We start from the raw sequence: 18,224 nt of genomic DNA, 5'->3' as shown, positions 1-18,224 counted from the left end.
GACGGAGACTTATCAAGTTAACGGTTACCATTTTTTGTGCTTCGAAGTTTGAAGCGTTAATCTGCCGGTTTTTGATACGACAATTTCAATCGAGGCATATGACAACCTGAGGTTGCACGAATGGGTTCACACTGTTTTTGACACCTTAGGATGTATTCACATTTTGAAGTACAACAGCATGCTTTACTTTCCGAAATTGAACATACGTTTTGACAGTCTGAAAGCAATTTTTGCAGCATAAGCTGGAATACAAATGTGCACAGAATACCTGGAACTCCTTCCGAACAAAAAAGGCTGGTTTTGTAAAACCGGCCTTTTTTGTTTATCTTCGGTCGCTGTCACAAGTTGGCGAGCTAGTTCATCGACAGCACCATCCGATGATCATCTGCCATTTTACGCATATTCAAGATCGCATAACGCATTCTCCCCAAAGCAGTATTGATGCTTACGCCGGTCTTGTCTGCAATCTCCTTGAAGCTCAGCTCCTGATAATAACGCATATCCAACACCTCCCGCTGAGAACCGGGCAGGTGTCTTACCAGTTTTTTCACATCATCCAACAGCTGCTCCCTCACCATGACCGTCTCGATATTATCTTCGCAGAGTCCGGCATTATTGAAGAGATCAAACTCATATTCATCGTTCGAGACCCAATTCTCAAGCCTCTCCTGACGAAAATAATCGACAATCAGGTTATGTGCAATACGCGTGATCCAGGCGCGAAATCTTCCGCTCTCGGTGTACCGTCCCTGTTTGATCGTGAAAATCGCCTTGATAAATGTATCCTGAAAAATATCGTCAGCCAGATCACGGTTGCGGACCCGGTAAAGAATATAACTGAAAAGGGGATGTTTGTGCCTGGAAAGCAGAACTTCAAACGCACGATCGTTACCTTCGGCAAAAGAGACGACCAACTCCTCGTCGGTCATCGACAAAAGAATTCCCATTACCAAAACTATTTAAATATTAATTTAAAACCGGTTGAGTAATGTCATTCCGATAGGCAACTTCTTTTAAGGTGTTTATTTCTGTCAGTTAAGCAAAGAAAATTATATTTTTTGTAATAACCAAGAGCGAATGGTAAAAAAGCGGAAAGAGTGATCACTTTCCGCTTTTTTCGGACCGGGAGATCTACTCCTCCAGGACCGGTTTATAATATCCCAGATCTTCCACCTGCAGTTCGCCTACAAAGTTAAAGTTCTTCACTACCTCAATCTCTCCATAGTGGATATAGACTTCGGCACTGCGGCGGAACATTTCTGGATCCTTGTTGGCATCCTGCAGGAGGAGATGTCCCATGATCACATGACCGGCACTCTCAACAAGCCGGCGGGCGTGAAAATCGAGGTACTCTTCATCTTTGGGTGCAGTAACCATCTCAACCATCTTTTCATACATCTCAACCATCTTGGCCAGCGTACGTTTCAATGTCTCCAATTCGGGCAACACAGGCATCGCCTCATACTCCCTGATCCGGTTCAGGTAGGTTCCGGTTGTGACGTGGCGTATGGCGGCAACAACCTGCAACTGGGTAGTACCCTCGTAGATATTGGTTATACGGGCATCACGATAGAGCCGTTCGCAGGTGTAATCCTTCATATATCCCGACCCGCCATGTATCTGGATGGCGTCGTAGGCATTCTGGTTTGCATACTCGCTGGTCATTCCCTTACCGAGCGGGGTGAAGGCATCCGCCAGTCGCGAATAGTATTTCATCTCATCCCGCTCTTCCGGAGTAAGTTTCCGTTCCCTGGAGATATCTTCCAGGATCTTGTACATATCCACGAAGCGGCAGGTCTCATACAGCATGGCACGTGAAGCGTCGGTTTTGGCTCGCATGTTGGCCAGCATTTCGTAAACGGGCGGCATCTCGATGATCGCTTTTCCAAACTGGCGTCGCTCACGGGCATAACTGTATGCTTCGCGGCAGGCAGCCTCGGATATGCCCACCGACTGGGCCATGATGCCTAGACGGGCACCATTCATCAGCGACATCACATATTTGATCAGCCCCATACGGCGGGAACCTACCAGCTCGGCCTTCGCATTCTTGAATACCAGTTCACAGGTTGGTGCCCCCTTGATACCCATCTTGTTCTCGATCCGCCGAACAGTAACACCTCCGCTCTTTTTATCGTAGATAAACATCGATAAACCGCGGGCATCCTTGGTGCCCTCCTCGGAACGGGCCAGAACCAGGTGGATATCGGCATCACCGTTGGTGATGAACCGCTTCACGCCATTCAGGTACCACTGGTTTTCCTGCTCGTTAAAGGTTGCTTTCAGCATAACCGCCTGCAGGTCGGATCCGGCATCCGGTTCCGTCAAGTCCATCGACATGGTCTCCCCTTTGGCCACCCGGGGAAGGTAACTCTTTTTCTGCTCTTCCGAAGCAAACTCATAGATGGTCTCGCCGCAGTCCTGCAACATCCAGATGTTCTGGAAACTGGCATCCGCACGGCTCACGATATCGGCCGAAATCATATAGGGGACCATCGGGAAATTCAACCCCCCGAATCGTCTTGGCAACGCCATACCCATCAATTCGGCCTTGTTCAGGGCATTCAGGTTCTCCTGGGTGGGTGAGGCGTATGTCACTCTACCGTTGGAGACGGTCGGCCCGGTATGATCTACCCGTTCGGCGTTCGGAGCAATGATCTCGCCACAGATCTCACCCACTACCTCCAAAATCCGGTCGTAGCTGTCCATCGCATCTTCAAAGTCCATCGGGGCGTAGTCATACGTATGTTTATCCACGTAGTTTCTCTCCTTGAGTTCCACAATTCGCTTCATCAGTGGATGGTTCAGATAATGCCTGAATTGTGGTGTGTCGGTATAAAAGTTTGCCATTTCTTCCTATTTTGAATTTTTCTTGTAATATTTGATCAGTTTCGGGATAACTTTCTCGATATCACCGGTGATGACATAATCGGCTATTGAGTTGATGGGAGCACCCGGATCGTTGTTGATGGAGATGATCAGCGAACTCTCCTGCATTCCGGCAATGTGTTGGATCTGTCCCGAGATTCCACATGCAATATAGAGTTTGGGGCGCACGGTTACACCGGTCTGCCCGATCTGACGTTCATGCTCGGCAAAACCGGCATCAACGGCTGCACGCGAAGCGCCTACCTCTGCCCCCAATACGTTGGCCAGATCGTAGAGCAGTTGAAAATTCTCTTTCGAACCCACACCATATCCTCCGGAAACGATGATAGGTGAATTCTTGATATTGACTTTCGACTTTTCCACGTGACGGTCGATAATGGAGACCACAAAATCGTCGGGAGAGACATACTCATTCACATCATGTTCAACCACCTCCCCTTTGTAGTTCGGATCGGCAATCTCTTTCTTCATTACTCCCTCACGCACAGTAGCCATTTGTGGACGATGATCGGGATTGATGATCCACGCCACTATATTGCCGCCAAAGGCGGGACGGATCTGGTAAAGCAGGTTTTCATACACTTTCCCGGCCTTCTTCTCTTCATGGTTCCCAATCTCGAGGGAGGTACAATCTGCCGTCAGTCCGCTTCCCAGAGCCGATGAGACACGCGGTCCCAGATCGCGGCCGATAATTGTTGCTCCCATCAGGCAAATCTGCGGTTTCTCCTTTTTAAAGAGATTGACCAGGATGGAAGTATGAGGTAAGGTGGTATATGGCGACAAGCGATCGTCTTTAAAGATGTGGAGCAGATCCACCCCATACGGAAAGACCTGTTTATCGACAGTATCGAGCGAAGCTCCCGCGGCAATGGCTTCGAGTTTGCAGCCCAGCTGTGTGGCAAGCGAGCGTCCTTTGGTAAGTAGTTCCAGGCTCACTTCCGCCACGGTGCCATCTTCTATTTCGAGGTATACGAATACGTTGTTCATTGTTTTAACCAATTGTGTGATTAGCAATTAATTCTTTGATCAGGTCTTCCAGTTCGGTATCGTCATCGGTCAGCCGCTTACTCTCCTTAGCCTGAAACACCACATTCTCTATCTTCTTCACCTTGGTGGGCGAACCCGACAATCCACATTGTACCGGATCGGCATCTACATCTGCGACACTCCACTCGGTCAGGTTCAGATAGGGACGTGAACTGTACAGGTCAATATAATCGATATTTTCACTTTGACGCTCGGTAACGGTTCTTGCATGTTTGTATTTCTGCAACAACTTGGCGTTCCTGGGGCGACAGGCCCTGGCCGTTCCGTTAACGGTGATCAGCAATGGCAAGGGAGCTTCCACTACCTCCACACCATTTTCCAGGCGACGTTTCACACGGATTCTCTTCCCGTCGATACTCTCGATCGCTTCGGCATAGGTAACCTGGGGAATTCCCAGCTTTTCCGCCACCTGTGGACCCACCTGCGCAGTATCGCCATCGATGGCCTGACGGCCTGAAATAATCAGGTCAAAATCACCCAACTTCCTGATAGCCATTGACAATGCATACGATGTAGCCAGCGTGTCGGCACCGGCAAAAGCACGATCGGTGAGCAAGACACCATCGTCGGCTCCCCTGAAAAGTCCTTCCCGCAGGATCTCCGCCGCCCGGGAGGGTCCCATGGTCAGCACGGTAATTTTTGTTCCAGGATATTGATCCTTGATTCCGAGAGCCTGCTCCAGCGCATTCAGATCCTCCGGATTGAAAATTGCCGGCAATGCCCCTCTGTTAACTGTTCCGTCGGCTTTCATCGCATCCTTCCCAACGTTGCGTGTATCGGGAACCTGCTTTGCCAACACAATAATGTTAAATGCCATTTCCTATATCTTTTTATGTTGATTTGGAGATGGCAAATTTACAGAAAGAATTCAGCTTCGCAAATTAAATCGGTGCCAACTATCGAAAAAAATGCACAAAACACCCCATTTTGTGTAATTCCTCTGCAACATGAAGAGTAGAAATATTTCTGAGTCTCCTTAATTGAATGAGGAAGAGTGATTGACGGCAAAAACAAAAAACAGATCGAACGGAGAAATTGAAACAGTTTCCAAATTAATTTGTATTTTTGATTCCAGAAACATAACAGACTCAGACTAGATTTTGACATGAAACATTTGCCATACTTTGCCATACTGTTTTTTTTACTGCTTTTCTTCAGCAGTTGTGCCGGTATCCAGTACCTGTCGATCGAGACGCGCGAACCGGCGCAGGTAACCCTCCCCGCCGAAGTGAATTCGGTATTGGTGGTGAACAACGTGGTCAAGCAGCCCGACGATATCGGACACAACATCAAACGGCTGGGGAAAAAGCAATTCGACAATATCAAGGTATCGGCCGACAGTGTTGCTATTTTTTATACCGAAGCATTGGCCCAGTTTTTGGATGAAGAGGAGTACTTTGGTGCAGTGAAATATTACCAGAAACCACTCAGAAGCGATACCGACTTTTGGAAGGAGCTTCCGATCCAACCCGAAACGATGAACGAGTTACGCAGGTCAACTGCCACAGATGCAATAATTTCACTCGACAAACTTCTTCTGCAAACCGAGTGGGTCGACTTTTTCCAACAGGAGGGGGTCAAGTATGCAGGCCTGACAGGAAAGATCCAGTCCGTCATTCGCGTCTATCTCCCGTCGATGGAGGGCAAGATCCCCTCTATCCAGTTCCACGACAGCCTGAAATGGGAAGGATACGACACCCGGGGTCGCCTGGTTTTTGCGGAACTGACACTCCCCACACAGGAAGAGGCATTAAAACAACTTGCCGTATATGCAGCCGAAAAGATGACAAAAGTCTTTTCGCCACATTGGGAACGACAGGACAGATGGTATTATACGCACTTCAACTCCAGAATGCGTGAAGGGGAGGTATATGCCAGGGGTAACCAGTGGTTGGAAGCCATCGAGAAATGGAACGAATTCTATACAAGGGAGAAGAAGATGCTGAATCGGGCCAAAGCAGCACACAACATTGCGTTGGCGTACGAGATGCTCGACGAGATGGAGAGCGCTTACGAGTGGGCTACTGTTGCAAACGACCTGTTCAGGCAATCAACATCACCAAGTTCACTGGAGCGTCGCCGGTCGGCCCTCTTCAAAAAAGAGATAGAACGTCGTCGTGACGCATCCCGGAAATTAAATATGCAGATACAATAGAGGAGAACTTAGGGCCGATAATCTCCGCAAACGGGATTTTTTAGCAAAAAAATTCTCCAGTTGCCCTTTGTTTTCAAAAAAAAGCATTACCTTTGCACCAGAATCTTCTATGATAAGTGAATATATTCTACGAATATTCACTCAGCATTTCAAAAAAATCATATTGAGTTTTTGATCGTTGTTCGGAATAACCTTGTTTCCTTCAAACATTATTGTTAAAACTCAGTTTCAATCATAAATATATCAAACCTAAACGTTTTTATTAACGAATAACTAAATGGCCTATAACATTATTGAGCTTAACGAAAAGCTGACTACTGAATTACGTGCTCTCGCCAAAGAACTGGGCATACGGAGACCCGATGCATACAAGAAAGAAGAGTTAATTTACAAAATCCTTGATGAGCAAGCCATCGCCGGCACTAAAAATCTGAGCGCAGCTCCTCATCCCAGGCCAACAAGCGGGAAAAGGTCCAAAGAAAACAGACCGACACAGACACAACAGAAGTCTGAGGCAAAAACTGAGTCGGCACTTCCCGCAGAAAAAGAGAAGAAAGAGTTGACGGAGGAGAAGGAGCAACCCCGGCAAAAACCGGAGGTAAAAGCAGCTGCTCAGCCTTCGAAGGAGCCCCCTGTCCAGAGCAACAAACCGGTCCAAAGTGCAAAACCGGTTCAAAGTACAAAACCGATCGAAGTAAAAAAACAGGAACCGAAACCGCAGCCTGTTGTGATTGCTTCACACCCTGCCATTATTCCAGACACCGTGGTAAAAGAGAGTGTTCCGGCAGAACAACCAAAAACCGAACCGGCACCGGCAACAGCAACAGCAACAGCAACAGCAACAGCACCGGCAACAGCAACAGCACCGGCAACAGCAACAGCACCGGCAACAGCAACAGCACCGGCAACAACAACAGCACCGGCAACAGCTCCTCCGGCTAAACCGACACAGCTGGTCTTTCGCTCATCCAAACACCGGGAAAGAGAGAAAACAAGCCAGGTTCCACCTATCACACTGCCCCCGGTAGTTCCCGAAGAACCGATTGAAGGAACACCCGAAGCGGAAGCAATCGAGAAAGCAGTAATTATCGACAAGATCGAGAAGAAGGCATCGCTGCTGCAGGAACTTATTACCCCGGCACCTCTCCAACCCCGTCAACAACCGCAGCAGGCAAAGAACAACCAGCAACAACAACCAGCTCCCCAGCAGAAGGAACCCGCCTACGAGTTTGACGGGATATTGAATGCCTCTGGCGTACTGGAGATCATGAGCGACGGTTATGGCTTCCTCCGTTCATCCGATTACAACTACATGTCCTCACCCGACGACATCTATGTCTCCCAATCGCAGATCCGGCTATTCGGACTGAAGACGGGCGATGTGGTGGAGGGCCCGATACGTCCACCCAAAGAGGGGGAAAAATTCTTTCCCCTGGTCAAGGTAGACAAGATCAACGGCCGCAAACCGGAAGAGGTGCGCGACCGCGTACCTTTCGATCACCTGAAACCGCTTTTCCCCAATGAGAAGTTCAACCTCACGAAAGGGTACAACGACAATCTCTCGTGCAGGATCGTAGATCTCTTCTCGCCCATCGGCAAGGGACAGCGTGGATTGATCGTGGCACAGCCAAAAACGGGAAAGACTATGCTGCTCAAGGATATCGCCAACGCCATTGCGGCCAACCACCCCGAGGTTTATATGATCATCCTGCTTATCGACGAACGTCCCGAGGAGGTTACCGACATGGAGCGCAGCGTCAACGCGGAAGTGATAGCCTCCACGTTCGACGAACCGGCAGAACGCCATGTCAAGATTGCCGATATCGTTCTTAACAAGGCACGCCGACTGGTGGAGTGCGGACACGACGTAGTGATCCTGCTCGACTCCATCACACGTCTTGCCCGGGCCTACAACACGGTGCAGCCGGCATCTGGAAAGGTGTTGTCGGGAGGTGTGGACGCCAATGCGCTGCAAAAACCGAAACGGTTCTTCGGAGCGGCAAGAAATATCGAGAACGGCGGATCGTTGACCATCATCGCCACGGCCCTTACCGATACCGGATCGAAGATGGACGATGTCATTTTCGAGGAGTTCAAGGGAACCGGCAATATGGAACTCCAGCTCGACAGGAAATTGTCCAACAAACGGATATTCCCGGCTGTAGACATCATGGCCTCCAGTACACGTCGAGACGACCTGTTGCTTTCGGAAGAGACGCTCAACCGGATGTGGATTTTGCGCAACTTCCTCTCCGACATGAACTCGACCGAAGCGATGGAATTTCTGCTCAATCGGTTGAAAAGAACAGCCAACAACGAAGAGTTCCTGATCTCGATGAACGATTAGAGAGCAAAACAATTTTATATATGGAGGGCAGTCGATGGTTATTGGCTGCTCTCTTTTTTTGCTACCTTTGCAAAAAAGAAGTCATGAAATTCACCGGACCAGAATATGAACAGAGTGTGAAGACCATCAGCATCGACAGGGCCAACCGGCTAGGTTTGCTGATCATGGTTCCAGTTTTTGTGGGCGTAACGGCCATCCATCTCCTGTTTTGGGGTACAGATCTGCTGGACTATTTCCGCACCCCGAAACTCGCCGCGAGGTGGTTTCATGACGGGCTCGGCTTCTCCATTGTCTGCATGGTCGGAATCGGACTGCACGAACTGATTCACGGCATCACCTGGGCCCTCTTCTCTCCAAGCGGCTTCCGTTCCGTCCGCTTTGGCGTGCTGAAGGAGTGGTTCACCCCCTATTGCCACTGTACCGAGCCGCTGAAAATCAACCACTACCGGCTGGGTGCCATCATGCCGGCCATTCTCCTGGGAGTGGTGCCTATCGCTGTCGGTATCGCTGTCGGGTACTACCGGGCGACGCTGTTCGGGATCTTCTTCACCGTGGCAGCCATTGGAGATTTCATGGTGCTGCAGCTGCTCAGGGGAGAGAAACCGGACGACTATGCCCAGGATCACCCCACCGAAGCGGGCTGTTACGTTTTCAGGCGAAAGGAGTCTCCTCTTCCCTCTTCAACAAAAAATTAACGCATGAATAGAAGAATATGGGGATCGCTTCTGCACTATTGCCGGTTTTTGTCGGGAATGGCACAATTCCCGGCAAAGGGTACAGGAATGGAGGAGCTGGTTAACACCTGGCTTGAATTGACGGAGTTGACCAAATCCAACAGCACGATTTGAAGATTGGCAAGAGGTTGCGGAAAAAAATGAGGTGATAAAGAGTAAATTTTAACAACCTGCACAAATGGCTCTACATGAAATGATGAACTATTCTCAGCTGTTTCTGGAAATTTTCAACGAACTTCAACAGATTGAAGATCGTGGCCGGGTAGCCGACTATATCCCCGAGCTGGCTCACATCAATCCCGACCATTTCGGCGTTCACCTGACCACCATCGACGGACGTCAGTATGCCTTCGGCGATTCCGAAGTCAGATTCTCCATCCAGAGCATTGCCAAGGTATTTACGTTCGTGCTTGCATACTCGCGGGTAAAGAGCAATATCTGGGAACGGATGGATATGGAGCCCGCCGGCACGCCGTTCAACTCGCTGATCCAGCTGGAATATGACAGGGGCATTCCCCGCAATCCCTTTATCAACGCAGGCTCCATGGTGGTGTGCGATATCCTGGCAGACCAACTTGCCTCTCCCCGAGAGAATGTACTGGCCTTTATCCGCTCTCTCTCCAGGAACAGCACTGTCGATTACAATCCCATCGTGGCACACTCAGAGAAGAGATCGGGATTTCGCAACTATGCGCTGGTCAACCTGATGAAATCATTCGGAAACATCAGGAATGAGATCGACAAGGTGATGGATCTCTACTTCAGCATCTGCTCCTTGGAAATGAGCTGCAGGGAACTTTCAGAGTCGTTCCTGTTCCTGGCCAACAACGGTATCGTACCTCACAGCGGCGAGTCGATCTTGTCGCCCAGCCGCACCAAGCGCACCAATGCACTCATGCAGACCTGCGGATTTTACGACGAGGCGGGTCAGTTCACCTTCAAGGTGGGACTACCCGGCAAGAGCGGTGTAGGAGGTGGCATCGTGGCCGTACATCCGGGAAAATACGCCATTGCCGTATGGAGTCCTCGCCTGAACAAAAAGGGAAATTCCTACAAAGGGATGCTCTTTCTGGAGGAGTTTACAACAAGGACGAAACTCTCTATCTTTTAGAGCTGCCGAGATGGAAAAGGCAACAATAAATCTTAAATTTACCAAAATCGCATTTATGCAATTGTCTTTTTATATGAAAAGAGGTATTTTTGTGCCCTGATAAGAATTTTTATTTTTTTAAGAAAAAAAGCATGCAAATAGATCTTAAGGAACGTACTCCGCAATTAATTGCCATCATCGGGGTCTTGTCTTTGATACTGATTATCGCAGTAGTCTATATTGTGAGTAAAAACAGACAGATCACCGTCATGGAGCAGCAGTTTGCCGTTGACAAACAGGAGCTCGAGGATGAGTACGAAGCTATTTCCATGCAGTATGAAGGTTTCAAGTTCAGTGTCCAGAACGATTCACTGCTTTACAAGCTGGAAAACGAACAGGCCAAGGTGCAGCGGTTGCAGGAGCAGCTGCGGATGACCGATGCGGCCAACAAGGCCGAAATCAAGCGGCTGAAAGATGAACTGGCAACCTTGCGCAAGGTGCTCAAGTCGTATGTTCAGCAAATCGATTCACTGCACCGTCTCAATACCGAACTGCAAGCCAAGAACGAACAGATTACCCGGCAATACCAGCAAACCAGCAGGACCCTCAGTCAGGTAGCACAGGAGAAGGAGCAGTTGAGTGAGAAGGTCACCCTCGCCTCCAGGCTCGATGCAACGGGAATAACTGTAAAGGCCGTGAACGACCGGGGCAGGGAGCAGAAGCGTCTGAGCCGGAGTTCACAATTTGTCGTCTCATTCCTGCTTGCCAAGAACATAACGGCCGAACCCGGCGAAAGGACCATCTATGTCCGCATAATGACGCCAGACGGCGGGGTGCTGACCAAGAATCCGGGCAGCACATTCCCTTACGAGAACGGCAACCTGCAATACTCCATGAAACGCATTGTGGAGTATGGTGGCGAAGAGACTCCCGTAACCATGTACTGGGATATCGAGGAGTTCCTCATGCCCGGAACATACAAAGCCGATATCTTTGCCGATGGCAGCCTTATCGGTTCCCGCAGCTTTTCGATGGAGGAGTAGTCTATACCAACAGAGAGATGCTTTAGATGCAATATCATCACCGGTATCTGCAACGATGATATTTTATCCTTATCTTCCTTGCCAACTTAAAATAAATGATTAATTTTGGGAAATAAATATCTTTTGCGAGACTGACTGTGCACGTAAACAAAAACACTACTCATATGAAAAGTTTTATCCATAAAGATTTTCTGCTGCAAACGGATGCAGCCAGGGAACTGTACCACGGACACGCAAAAAACCAGCCGATCATCGACTATCACTGTCATCTGGATCCAGCACATATCGCCAACGACAGGAAGTTCGACAACCTGGGACAGATCTGGCTCGAGGGCGACCATTACAAATGGCGCGCCATGAGAACCAACGGAGTTGATGAACGTTACTGCACAGGAAAGGATACCGGCGACTGGGAAAAATTCGAGAAATGGGCCGAAACCGTGCCATATACCATGCGCAATCCCCTCTATCACTGGACCCATCTGGAACTTAAAACGGCCTTCGGCGTGGAGGAGCTGCTGAGTCCGAAGACAGCCAGGAAAATCTACGACATCTGTACGGAAAAGCTCAGGACTCCCGAATTTTCCGCCCGTGGACTGATGAGAAGGTATAAGGTAGAGGTGGTATGCACAACCGACGATCCCATCGATACGCTTGAACACCATATCGCATTACGGGAGGAGGGTTTTGAAATCAAGGTCCTCCCTACCTGGCGGCCCGACAAGGCGATGGCCGTGGAGAAGCCGGCCGAATACAGGGCCTATATCGAAAAACTGTCCCAAATATCGGGAATCACAATCCTCAAATTCAACGATCTGATCGAGGCGCTTCGTAAACGGCACGACTTCTTTGCCTCTGTCGGGTGTAAGCTTTCCGACCACGGGATTGAGGAGTTCTACGCCGAACCCTATACCGCTGCCGAAATTGAGCAGATCTTCAACAAGGTGTACGGCGGAACCGAACTGACCGGCGAGGAGATTGTGAAGTTCAAGTCGGCCATGCTTTACGAGGGCGCGGTGATGGATTGGGAGAAAGGTTGGACCCAGCAGTTCCATTACGGCGCAATCCGCAACAACAACACCCGGTTATTCAAAAAGTTGGGACCTGACACCGGATTCGATTCTATCGGCGATTTCAACGTGGCAAAGAGCATGAGCCGCTTCTTCGACCAGCTGGACAGGAGCGACAAGCTGACCAAGACCATTCTCTACAACCTGAACCCGAAAGACAACGACATGCTGGCAACCATGATCGGCAACTTCCAGGACGGCTCCATAGCCGGAAAGATGCAGTTTGGCTCCGGCTGGTGGTTCCTCGATCAGAAAACGGGCATGGAGGCACAAATGAACTCCCTCTCGAATATGGGGTTGTTGAGCAGGCTTGTAGGTATGCTTACCGATTCGCGCAGTTTTCTCTCATATCCCCGTCATGAATATTTCCGCCGCATATTGTGCAATCTCATCGGAAATGATGTGGAGAACGGCCTCTTGCCCCGATCGGAAATGGAGTTCCTCGGACAGATGGTGGAAGACATCTCCTATCATAATGCAAAAAAATTCTTCAACTTCTGACGGATAACTGAAAATCGTGACAAGTGAATAATTAGATAAATCGGATAGACAGATGAAAAAAGTAGTGACTTTCGGGGAGATCATGCTGCGTTTAGCCACCCCAGGATATCTGCGGTTTGTTCAATCGGATCAGCTGACGGCCACTTTTGGAGGAGGCGAGGCCAATGTGGCGGTTTCGCTTGCCAATTACGGCATCCCGGTTGAGTACGTTACCCGATTGCCGCAGAACGAGATCGCCGACTGGTGCATCTCCGAGTTGCGGAAATATAATGTCGGTACCCAACAGATCATCCGCGGCGGCGACCGTGTCGGGATCTATTTCCTGGAAACTGGTGCTGTTGCACGACCATCAAAAGTTGTATACGACCGGGCTGGATCAGCGATCGCGGAGATTAAACCTGGCATGGTGAACTGGAGAGAGGTGCTGAAGGATGCCCAATGGTTCCACTGGACCGGAATCACGCCTGCCCTTTCTCAAGGAGCGGCAGATGCCTGCCTGGAGGCCATACGTGCTGCAAATGAGCTTGGCGTTACCGTCTCCTGCGACCTCAACTACCGGAAGAACCTCTGGAAATATGGGAAAACGGCTGCAGAGGTGATGCCGGAACTGGTGAGCGGCTGCGATATCATCCTCGGCAACGAGGAGGATGCGGAGAAGGTGTTCGGCATCAAGCCTGAAGGATTTCAGGCGGAGCATACCGGCGGCGAGGTGGATGCAGCCGAGTTCGAGTCGGTCTGCCGGCAACTGATGAGACGTTTTCCGAGAGCCAAAAAGGTGATCATCACGTTGCGAGGCTCCATCAACGCCAACCACAACACCTGGGGCGGATGTCTCTATTCCGACAAACTGTATCAATCACGCCGTTACGACATAACCCATATCGTGGACAGGGTTGGCGGGGGTGATTCGTTTATGGGAGGGTTGATCTACGGATTGATTACCTATCCGCAGGACGACCAGCGGGCACTCGATTTCGCAGTAGCCGCATCCTGTCTGAAACACACCATCTACGGCGATTTCAACCTGGTAACGGTCAAGGAGGTGGAGAGCCTGATGAAGGGTGATGGCAGTGGACGGGTAATAAGATAGTAGGAACAGAACAGCATAACAGCAATATGGCAAGATTTTCAAGAATAGAGGTGTACCGGGCCATGATGGACACAGGTATTGTTCCTGTCTTTTATCATGCCGATACCGAGATTGCGAAACAGGTGGTAAAGGCCTGTTATGAAGGAGGAATCCGGGTATTTGAATTCACCAATCGTGGCGACTTTGCACAGGAGGTATTTGCCGAACTGGTCAAGTGGGCAAGGAGAGAGTGCCCCGGGATGATCCTGGGAATAGGATCGATTGTGGATGCCCCTACGGCAGCCCTCTATATTCAACTGGGTGCAAACTTCGTTGTGGGGCCGCTGTTGAATCCCGACATCTTCAAGGTATGTAACCGGAGGCAAATCGCCTATTCACCGGGTTGTGCAACAACTACCGAGATCGGATATGCCCAGGAGCTTGGGGCCGAGATCGTGAAGCTCTTTCCGGGAGGCGATGTAGGTGGTCCATCCTTTGTAAAGAATATCAAGGGACCGATGCCATGGTCGAAGATCATGGTCACCGGCGGTGTTTCCCCCAGCGAGGAGAGCCTGTCGGCCTGGTTCAAGGCGGGGGTAACCTGTGTGGGCATGGGCTCAAACCTCTTCCCCAAAGAGGTCCTGGCCAACCGTGAATGGGGAAAGATAACCGAACTGTGCCGACTCTGCATCTCGGTCATCGCCAAATTTAAACAGTCATAGAACCCTAAAACAAATTAACATATGATTCACGAAAAACAACAAGCCGGAAAAATGACAAGTTTCCGATGGACCATCGTTGTCATGCTCTTTTTTGCAACGACAATCAACTATCTCGACCGACAGGTATTGTCGCTTACCTGGGATGAATTTATCAAACCCGAGTTTCATTGGAATGAGTCGCATTACGGCACCATTACTTCATTCTTTTCCATTTTTTATGCCATCTGCATGCTTTTCGCAGGTCGTTTCGTTGAGTGGATGGGAACCAAGAGAGGATTTCTCTGGGCGATAGGCGTATGGAGTGTCGGAGCCTGTCTGCACGCCGTCTGCGGAGTCATCACACAACATTATGTAGGTCTGCACAGTGCGGCCGAACTGGCAGCAGCCACCGGCGACGTGGCCGTCGTGATCGCCACGATAAGCATGTGGAGTTTTCTCGTAGCACGCGGAATTCTGGCGTTGGGTGAAGCCGGGAACTTCCCAGCCGCCATCAAGGCAACAGCCGAATATTTCCCCAAAAAAGACCGGGCCTATGCAACCTCGATCTTTAATGCCGGGGCGTCGATCGGCGCGCTCTTTGCCCCCCTTACCATTCCTCCGCTGGCCAAGCATTTTGGCTGGGAGATGGCTTTTATCATCATCGGAGCGCTGGGATTCATCTGGATGGGCTTCTGGGTATTCCTTTACGACAAGCCGGCCAAGAGCAAACGTGTGAATGCGCTTGAACTGGAATATATCGAGCAGGACAAACGGGAGAAAACGGAAGAGGAGAATAAGAAGAACGAAGAGAAGATGCCTTTCTGGAAATGTTTCTCCTATAAACAGACCTGGGCCTTTGCGGTAGGCAAATTCATGACCGACGGCGTCTGGTGGTTCTTCCTGTTCTGGACACCCTCCTACCTCAACATGCAGTTTAACATCAAGACATCCGAAGGCCTTGGTATGGCATTGATCTTCACCCTCTATGCCATTGTCACCGTCCTATCCATATTCGGCGGGAAATTGCCAACCATCTTTATCAATCGGAGCGGACAAAATCCATACGCTGCCCGGATGAAAGCCATGCTTATCTTTGCCTTCTTCCCGCTGGCAGTTCTGCTTGCCCAACCTCTCGGAATGGAGTTCGCACACCTTGGCAGGAATGCGGCCTGGATACCCGTGTTGCTGATCTCCATCGGCTGCGCCGCTCACCAGGCCTGGAGTGCCAACCTCTTCTCGACCATCGGCGACATGTTCCCGCAGGGAGCCATTGCAACCGTCACCGGAATTGGCGGCATGGCGGGCGGGATCGGATCGATGATCCTCCAGAAAGGAGCAGGTAACCTGTTCGTATATGCAGGTGAGACAAACATGACCTTCCTCAATTTCGAAGGAAAACCGGCCGGCTACTTCATTATCTTCTGCATCTGCGCGGTAGCTTACCTGATCGGATGGTGCATCATGAAGGCTCTGGTTCCCAAATACAAACTGATTACCGACTGATATCGGTCCCTGTGTAAACATTCAACCCCGTCAGCTCTCTCCTGGCGGGGTTTTCTTTTCCTTAACTGCGGTTTACATCCCCGCGCCTGAACGAGAAGTAGATTCCAGCCAGGCTGATCAGGGCAAAAGTTGCAAATCCCCACTTCATGGCTGTGAGAAAAATGGCATCATCCACCTCGGTCACCGCATGGTTTCCGAAATAGAACGCAAAGAAGAAGGTAACGATGGTCATCCCCGCAATCTGTCCGAAAATGCGCATCGACGAGGCAGTGCCCGAGGCCTGGCCGTACCGGCTCCTGTCCACCGAGCTCATGATGGTATTCATATTGGGCGAAGAGAAGAAGGCAAAGCCGAGACCTTCCCATATCAATACCAGCACAATCAGCCACAATGGTGTTTCCGCCGTAAAAAAAGAGATTGCGAACAACCCGACAGAACAGATTGCCATACCCGCTGTTGCAAAGTAGCGCGGCTGAATCCTGTCGGAAAGGCGTCCTACCACAGGCGAGAAGAGCGCCATCACAACCGGTTGGGCAATGATGACTGCTCCAGCGTCACGGGGAGAGAGCCCCTGAACCTTTTGGAGGTAGAGACTCAGGAAGAGGACAATGCCTGAGGTGGCCGTATAGTTGATCAGGGCAGCCACATTTGAAAAGCAGAACAGCTTGTTCCGCATAAAGAGATCTGTCTCGAACATCGGCGACGGTACACGTGTCTCGATCATCCAGAAGAGAAAGAGCATCACAATGCCTACGCCCGTAAGGATCCAGCCAGAAGTTGAAGGAATCTGTGATGATCCGTAGACCAATGCAACCAGCCCAGTCATGAAGACGGCCATTCCCGGAAAGTCGATCCGGCTACCGTTGCCACGCCCAATCTCCTCCTCTGCCAGAAAAGCGAAGGCGATGACTGTTGAAAAGATGCCCAGCACGGCTGCCACAAAGAAGAGGGAGTGCCAACCCAAAAGTTGCGTAAGGAACCCGCCAATAAACGGACCGGTTGCCAGTCCCGCATAAACCGACGAGACCGAAATCCCGATTACCTGTCCCCTGTTCCGTGCGGGAAAGTTAGCCACCAGGATTGCCTGTCCGGTCGTACTGGTGAAAGCAGACCCGATGCCTTGCACGAACCGTGCGACGATAAGCCAGGTGCCCGAGGGAGAGACGGCACACGCGAGTGATGCCAATGTAAAGAGAATCAGTCCCAGCTTAAAGAGCTTGACGTTGCCCGAAACGTCACCCAGCTTGCCTACCGGCAGGAGGAACATGCCTGTTGCCACCAGAAAGGCGGTGATGATCCAACTGAGCGAAACGGCATCAAGCGAAAAACTGGCCTCGATTGCCGGCAGGGCAATATTTATCGACGAAATTAAAAACGTTCCCATGAACGAAGTTATGGAAACGGTAATCAGCGTGGTGAATTGCTTCTTCGACCAGGTCATCTCTTCACTTCTCCGCCTTATACCACCCCGAATAGATCAGGTAGTTGGAGGCAATCTTCTGATTGATCTCCTTCGACTGCTCGGGATCCACCTTCTTCACAAACTTGGCCGGGACACCCGCATAGATACTTCCCGGCTCAACCTGCGTACCTCCCAGTACGAGTGCTCCGGCCGCCACGATAGCCCCCTCGCCCACCACGGCATGATCGAGCACGATGGCTCCCATCCCGATCAGGGCACCATTTTCAATTTTTGCGCCATGGATGACAGCATTGTGGCCTACCGACACATCGTCTCCCAGAATGGAAACCGATTTCTCATAAAGGGTATGAATCACTGCTCCATCCTGTACATTTACACGATCTCCCAGGCGGATGGAGTTGACGTCGCCTCGCAGTACGGCTCCATACCAGATACTGCAATCCTTGCCGATCACGACGTCGCCGATAACCACTGCTGTTTCAGCCAGAAAAGTATTGTCGCCAATTTCGGGAGTGAACCCGCGAACCGATTTTACTATTGCCATACCTGTTTCATATACCGTTCCCCCTTTGCGGGCTATAACCTCAAGTCCGCAACAGCAGAGACTAGCCTCACTAACACCCTACTGCGACTTAACTTTAAGCTCACGTCC

16 protein-coding genes are annotated in these 18,224 nt (G+C 50.4%); 10 read left to right on the top strand and 6 right to left on the bottom strand.

The features are described from left to right. Positions 1 to 353: 353 nt before the first annotated feature. From ING2E5A_RS06245 to ING2E5A_RS06230, 4 genes are all read right to left on the bottom strand, one after another. Positions 354 to 947, bottom strand: coding sequence for a sigma-70 family RNA polymerase sigma factor (locus ING2E5A_RS06245; RefSeq protein WP_071136673.1), 594 nt, complete (start codon positions 945 to 947; stop codon positions 354 to 356). A gap of 184 nt (positions 948 to 1,131) precedes the next feature. Next, positions 1,132 to 2,850: an acyl-CoA dehydrogenase family protein gene (locus tag ING2E5A_RS06240; protein ID WP_071136672.1), complete on the bottom strand. Its 1,719-nt coding sequence runs from the start codon at positions 2,848 to 2,850 to the stop codon at positions 1,132 to 1,134. A gap of 6 nt (positions 2,851 to 2,856) precedes the next feature. Then, positions 2,857 to 3,876, bottom strand: a complete 1,020-nt coding sequence (locus ING2E5A_RS06235) for an electron transfer flavoprotein subunit alpha/FixB family protein (RefSeq protein ID WP_071136671.1) — start codon at positions 3,874 to 3,876, stop codon at positions 2,857 to 2,859. 4 nt (positions 3,877 to 3,880) lie between these two features. Further along, positions 3,881 to 4,753 carry an electron transfer flavoprotein subunit beta/FixA family protein gene (locus tag ING2E5A_RS06230; RefSeq protein WP_071136670.1) on the bottom strand — a complete coding sequence of 291 codons (873 nt, stop codon included), beginning with the start codon at positions 4,751 to 4,753 and terminating at the stop codon, positions 3,881 to 3,883. 288 nt (positions 4,754 to 5,041) lie between these two features. Here ING2E5A_RS06230 and ING2E5A_RS06225 point away from each other — a divergent pair, with 288 nt between their 5' ends. The 10 genes from ING2E5A_RS06225 (at position 5,042) to ING2E5A_RS06185 (ending at position 16,149) form a co-directional block, all read left to right on the top strand. Next, on the top strand, positions 5,042 to 6,091 hold the full coding sequence (locus ING2E5A_RS06225) for a DUF6340 family protein (RefSeq protein WP_071136669.1): 1,050 nt from the start codon (positions 5,042 to 5,044) through the stop codon (positions 6,089 to 6,091). 277 nt (positions 6,092 to 6,368) lie between these two features. Next, positions 6,369 to 8,438 (top strand): transcription termination factor Rho, encoded by a 2,070-nt coding sequence (gene rho / locus ING2E5A_RS06220; protein WP_071136668.1) that lies wholly within the window; start codon positions 6,369 to 6,371, stop codon positions 8,436 to 8,438. Between the two features lie 83 nt (positions 8,439 to 8,521). Continuing rightward, positions 8,522 to 9,133 carry a DUF3267 domain-containing protein gene (locus tag ING2E5A_RS06215; RefSeq protein WP_071136667.1) on the top strand — a complete coding sequence of 204 codons (612 nt, stop codon included), beginning with the start codon at positions 8,522 to 8,524 and terminating at the stop codon, positions 9,131 to 9,133. A gap of 3 nt (positions 9,134 to 9,136) precedes the next feature. Further along, positions 9,137 to 9,286 carry a hypothetical protein gene (locus tag ING2E5A_RS15290; RefSeq protein ID WP_154670049.1) on the top strand — a complete coding sequence of 50 codons (150 nt, stop codon included), beginning with the start codon at positions 9,137 to 9,139 and terminating at the stop codon, positions 9,284 to 9,286. A 64-nt stretch (positions 9,287 to 9,350) separates the two neighbouring features. After that, positions 9,351 to 10,283 (top strand): glutaminase, encoded by a 933-nt coding sequence (locus ING2E5A_RS06210; RefSeq protein ID WP_317039819.1) that lies wholly within the window; start codon positions 9,351 to 9,353, stop codon positions 10,281 to 10,283. A 131-nt stretch (positions 10,284 to 10,414) separates the two neighbouring features. Beyond that, entirely contained in the window at positions 10,415 to 11,305 is an 891-nt protein-coding gene (locus tag ING2E5A_RS06205; RefSeq protein ID WP_071136666.1) for a hypothetical protein, read from the top strand. Positions 11,306 to 11,469: 164 nt separating this feature from the next. Further along, on the top strand, positions 11,470 to 12,876 hold the full coding sequence (gene uxaC, locus ING2E5A_RS06200; protein WP_071136665.1) for a glucuronate isomerase: 1,407 nt from the start codon (positions 11,470 to 11,472) through the stop codon (positions 12,874 to 12,876). 52 nt (positions 12,877 to 12,928) lie between these two features. Next, positions 12,929 to 13,966: a sugar kinase gene (locus ING2E5A_RS06195; RefSeq protein WP_071136664.1), complete on the top strand. Its 1,038-nt coding sequence runs from the start codon at positions 12,929 to 12,931 to the stop codon at positions 13,964 to 13,966. A 26-nt stretch (positions 13,967 to 13,992) separates the two neighbouring features. Continuing rightward, entirely contained in the window at positions 13,993 to 14,667 is a 675-nt protein-coding gene (locus tag ING2E5A_RS06190) for a bifunctional 4-hydroxy-2-oxoglutarate aldolase/2-dehydro-3-deoxy-phosphogluconate aldolase (protein WP_071136663.1), read from the top strand. 21 nt (positions 14,668 to 14,688) lie between these two features. Continuing rightward, complete coding sequence (locus tag ING2E5A_RS06185) at positions 14,689 to 16,149, top strand: MFS transporter (protein ID WP_071136662.1); 1,461 nt, start codon at positions 14,689 to 14,691, stop codon at positions 16,147 to 16,149. A gap of 61 nt (positions 16,150 to 16,210) precedes the next feature. Here the strand turns inward: ING2E5A_RS06185 and ING2E5A_RS06180 are convergent, their stop codons facing one another. Further along, positions 16,211 to 17,590, bottom strand: coding sequence for an MFS transporter (locus tag ING2E5A_RS06180; protein ID WP_071136661.1), 1,380 nt, complete (start codon positions 17,588 to 17,590; stop codon positions 16,211 to 16,213). Between the two features lie 4 nt (positions 17,591 to 17,594). Continuing rightward, positions 17,595 to 18,116 carry a gamma carbonic anhydrase family protein gene (locus ING2E5A_RS06175; RefSeq protein WP_071136660.1) on the bottom strand — a complete coding sequence of 174 codons (522 nt, stop codon included), beginning with the start codon at positions 18,114 to 18,116 and terminating at the stop codon, positions 17,595 to 17,597. Positions 18,117 to 18,224 lie beyond the last annotated feature (108 nt).

This window comes from Petrimonas mucosa, assembly GCF_900095795.1.
Lineage (GTDB): Bacteria > Bacteroidota > Bacteroidia > Bacteroidales > Dysgonomonadaceae > Petrimonas > Petrimonas mucosa.
Note: the sequence above shows the minus strand (reverse complement) of the source record. Positions and strands in the feature narration are given on the sequence as shown.

What these genes read in the sequence shown, in the direction of transcription:
- ING2E5A_RS06180 (WP_071136661.1), bottom strand. Translation starts at nt 17,590, where the DNA reads ATGACCTGGTCGAAGAAGCAATTCACCACGCTGATTACCGTTTCCATA.
- ING2E5A_RS06230 (WP_071136670.1), bottom strand. Translation starts at nt 4,753, where the DNA reads ATGGCATTTAACATTATTGTGTTGGCAAAGCAGGTTCCCGATACACGC.
- rho (WP_071136668.1), top strand. Translation starts at nt 6,369, where the DNA reads ATGGCCTATAACATTATTGAGCTTAACGAAAAGCTGACTACTGAATTA.
- ING2E5A_RS06245 (WP_071136673.1), bottom strand. Translation starts at nt 947, where the DNA reads ATGGGAATTCTTTTGTCGATGACCGACGAGGAGTTGGTCGTCTCTTTT.
- ING2E5A_RS06235 (WP_071136671.1), bottom strand. Translation starts at nt 3,876, where the DNA reads ATGAACAACGTATTCGTATACCTCGAAATAGAAGATGGCACCGTGGCG.
- ING2E5A_RS06240 (WP_071136672.1), bottom strand. Translation starts at nt 2,850, where the DNA reads ATGGCAAACTTTTATACCGACACACCACAATTCAGGCATTATCTGAAC.
- ING2E5A_RS06210 (WP_317039819.1), top strand. Translation starts at nt 9,351, where the DNA reads ATGGCTCTACATGAAATGATGAACTATTCTCAGCTGTTTCTGGAAATT.
- ING2E5A_RS15290 (WP_154670049.1), top strand. Translation starts at nt 9,137, where the DNA reads ATGAATAGAAGAATATGGGGATCGCTTCTGCACTATTGCCGGTTTTTG.
- uxaC (WP_071136665.1), top strand. Translation starts at nt 11,470, where the DNA reads ATGAAAAGTTTTATCCATAAAGATTTTCTGCTGCAAACGGATGCAGCC.
- ING2E5A_RS06225 (WP_071136669.1), top strand. Translation starts at nt 5,042, where the DNA reads ATGAAACATTTGCCATACTTTGCCATACTGTTTTTTTTACTGCTTTTC.
- ING2E5A_RS06185 (WP_071136662.1), top strand. Translation starts at nt 14,689, where the DNA reads ATGATTCACGAAAAACAACAAGCCGGAAAAATGACAAGTTTCCGATGG.
- ING2E5A_RS06195 (WP_071136664.1), top strand. Translation starts at nt 12,929, where the DNA reads ATGAAAAAAGTAGTGACTTTCGGGGAGATCATGCTGCGTTTAGCCACC.
- ING2E5A_RS06205 (WP_071136666.1), top strand. Translation starts at nt 10,415, where the DNA reads ATGCAAATAGATCTTAAGGAACGTACTCCGCAATTAATTGCCATCATC.
- ING2E5A_RS06190 (WP_071136663.1), top strand. Translation starts at nt 13,993, where the DNA reads ATGGCAAGATTTTCAAGAATAGAGGTGTACCGGGCCATGATGGACACA.
- ING2E5A_RS06175 (WP_071136660.1), bottom strand. Translation starts at nt 18,116, where the DNA reads ATGGCAATAGTAAAATCGGTTCGCGGGTTCACTCCCGAAATTGGCGAC.
- ING2E5A_RS06215 (WP_071136667.1), top strand. Translation starts at nt 8,522, where the DNA reads ATGAAATTCACCGGACCAGAATATGAACAGAGTGTGAAGACCATCAGC.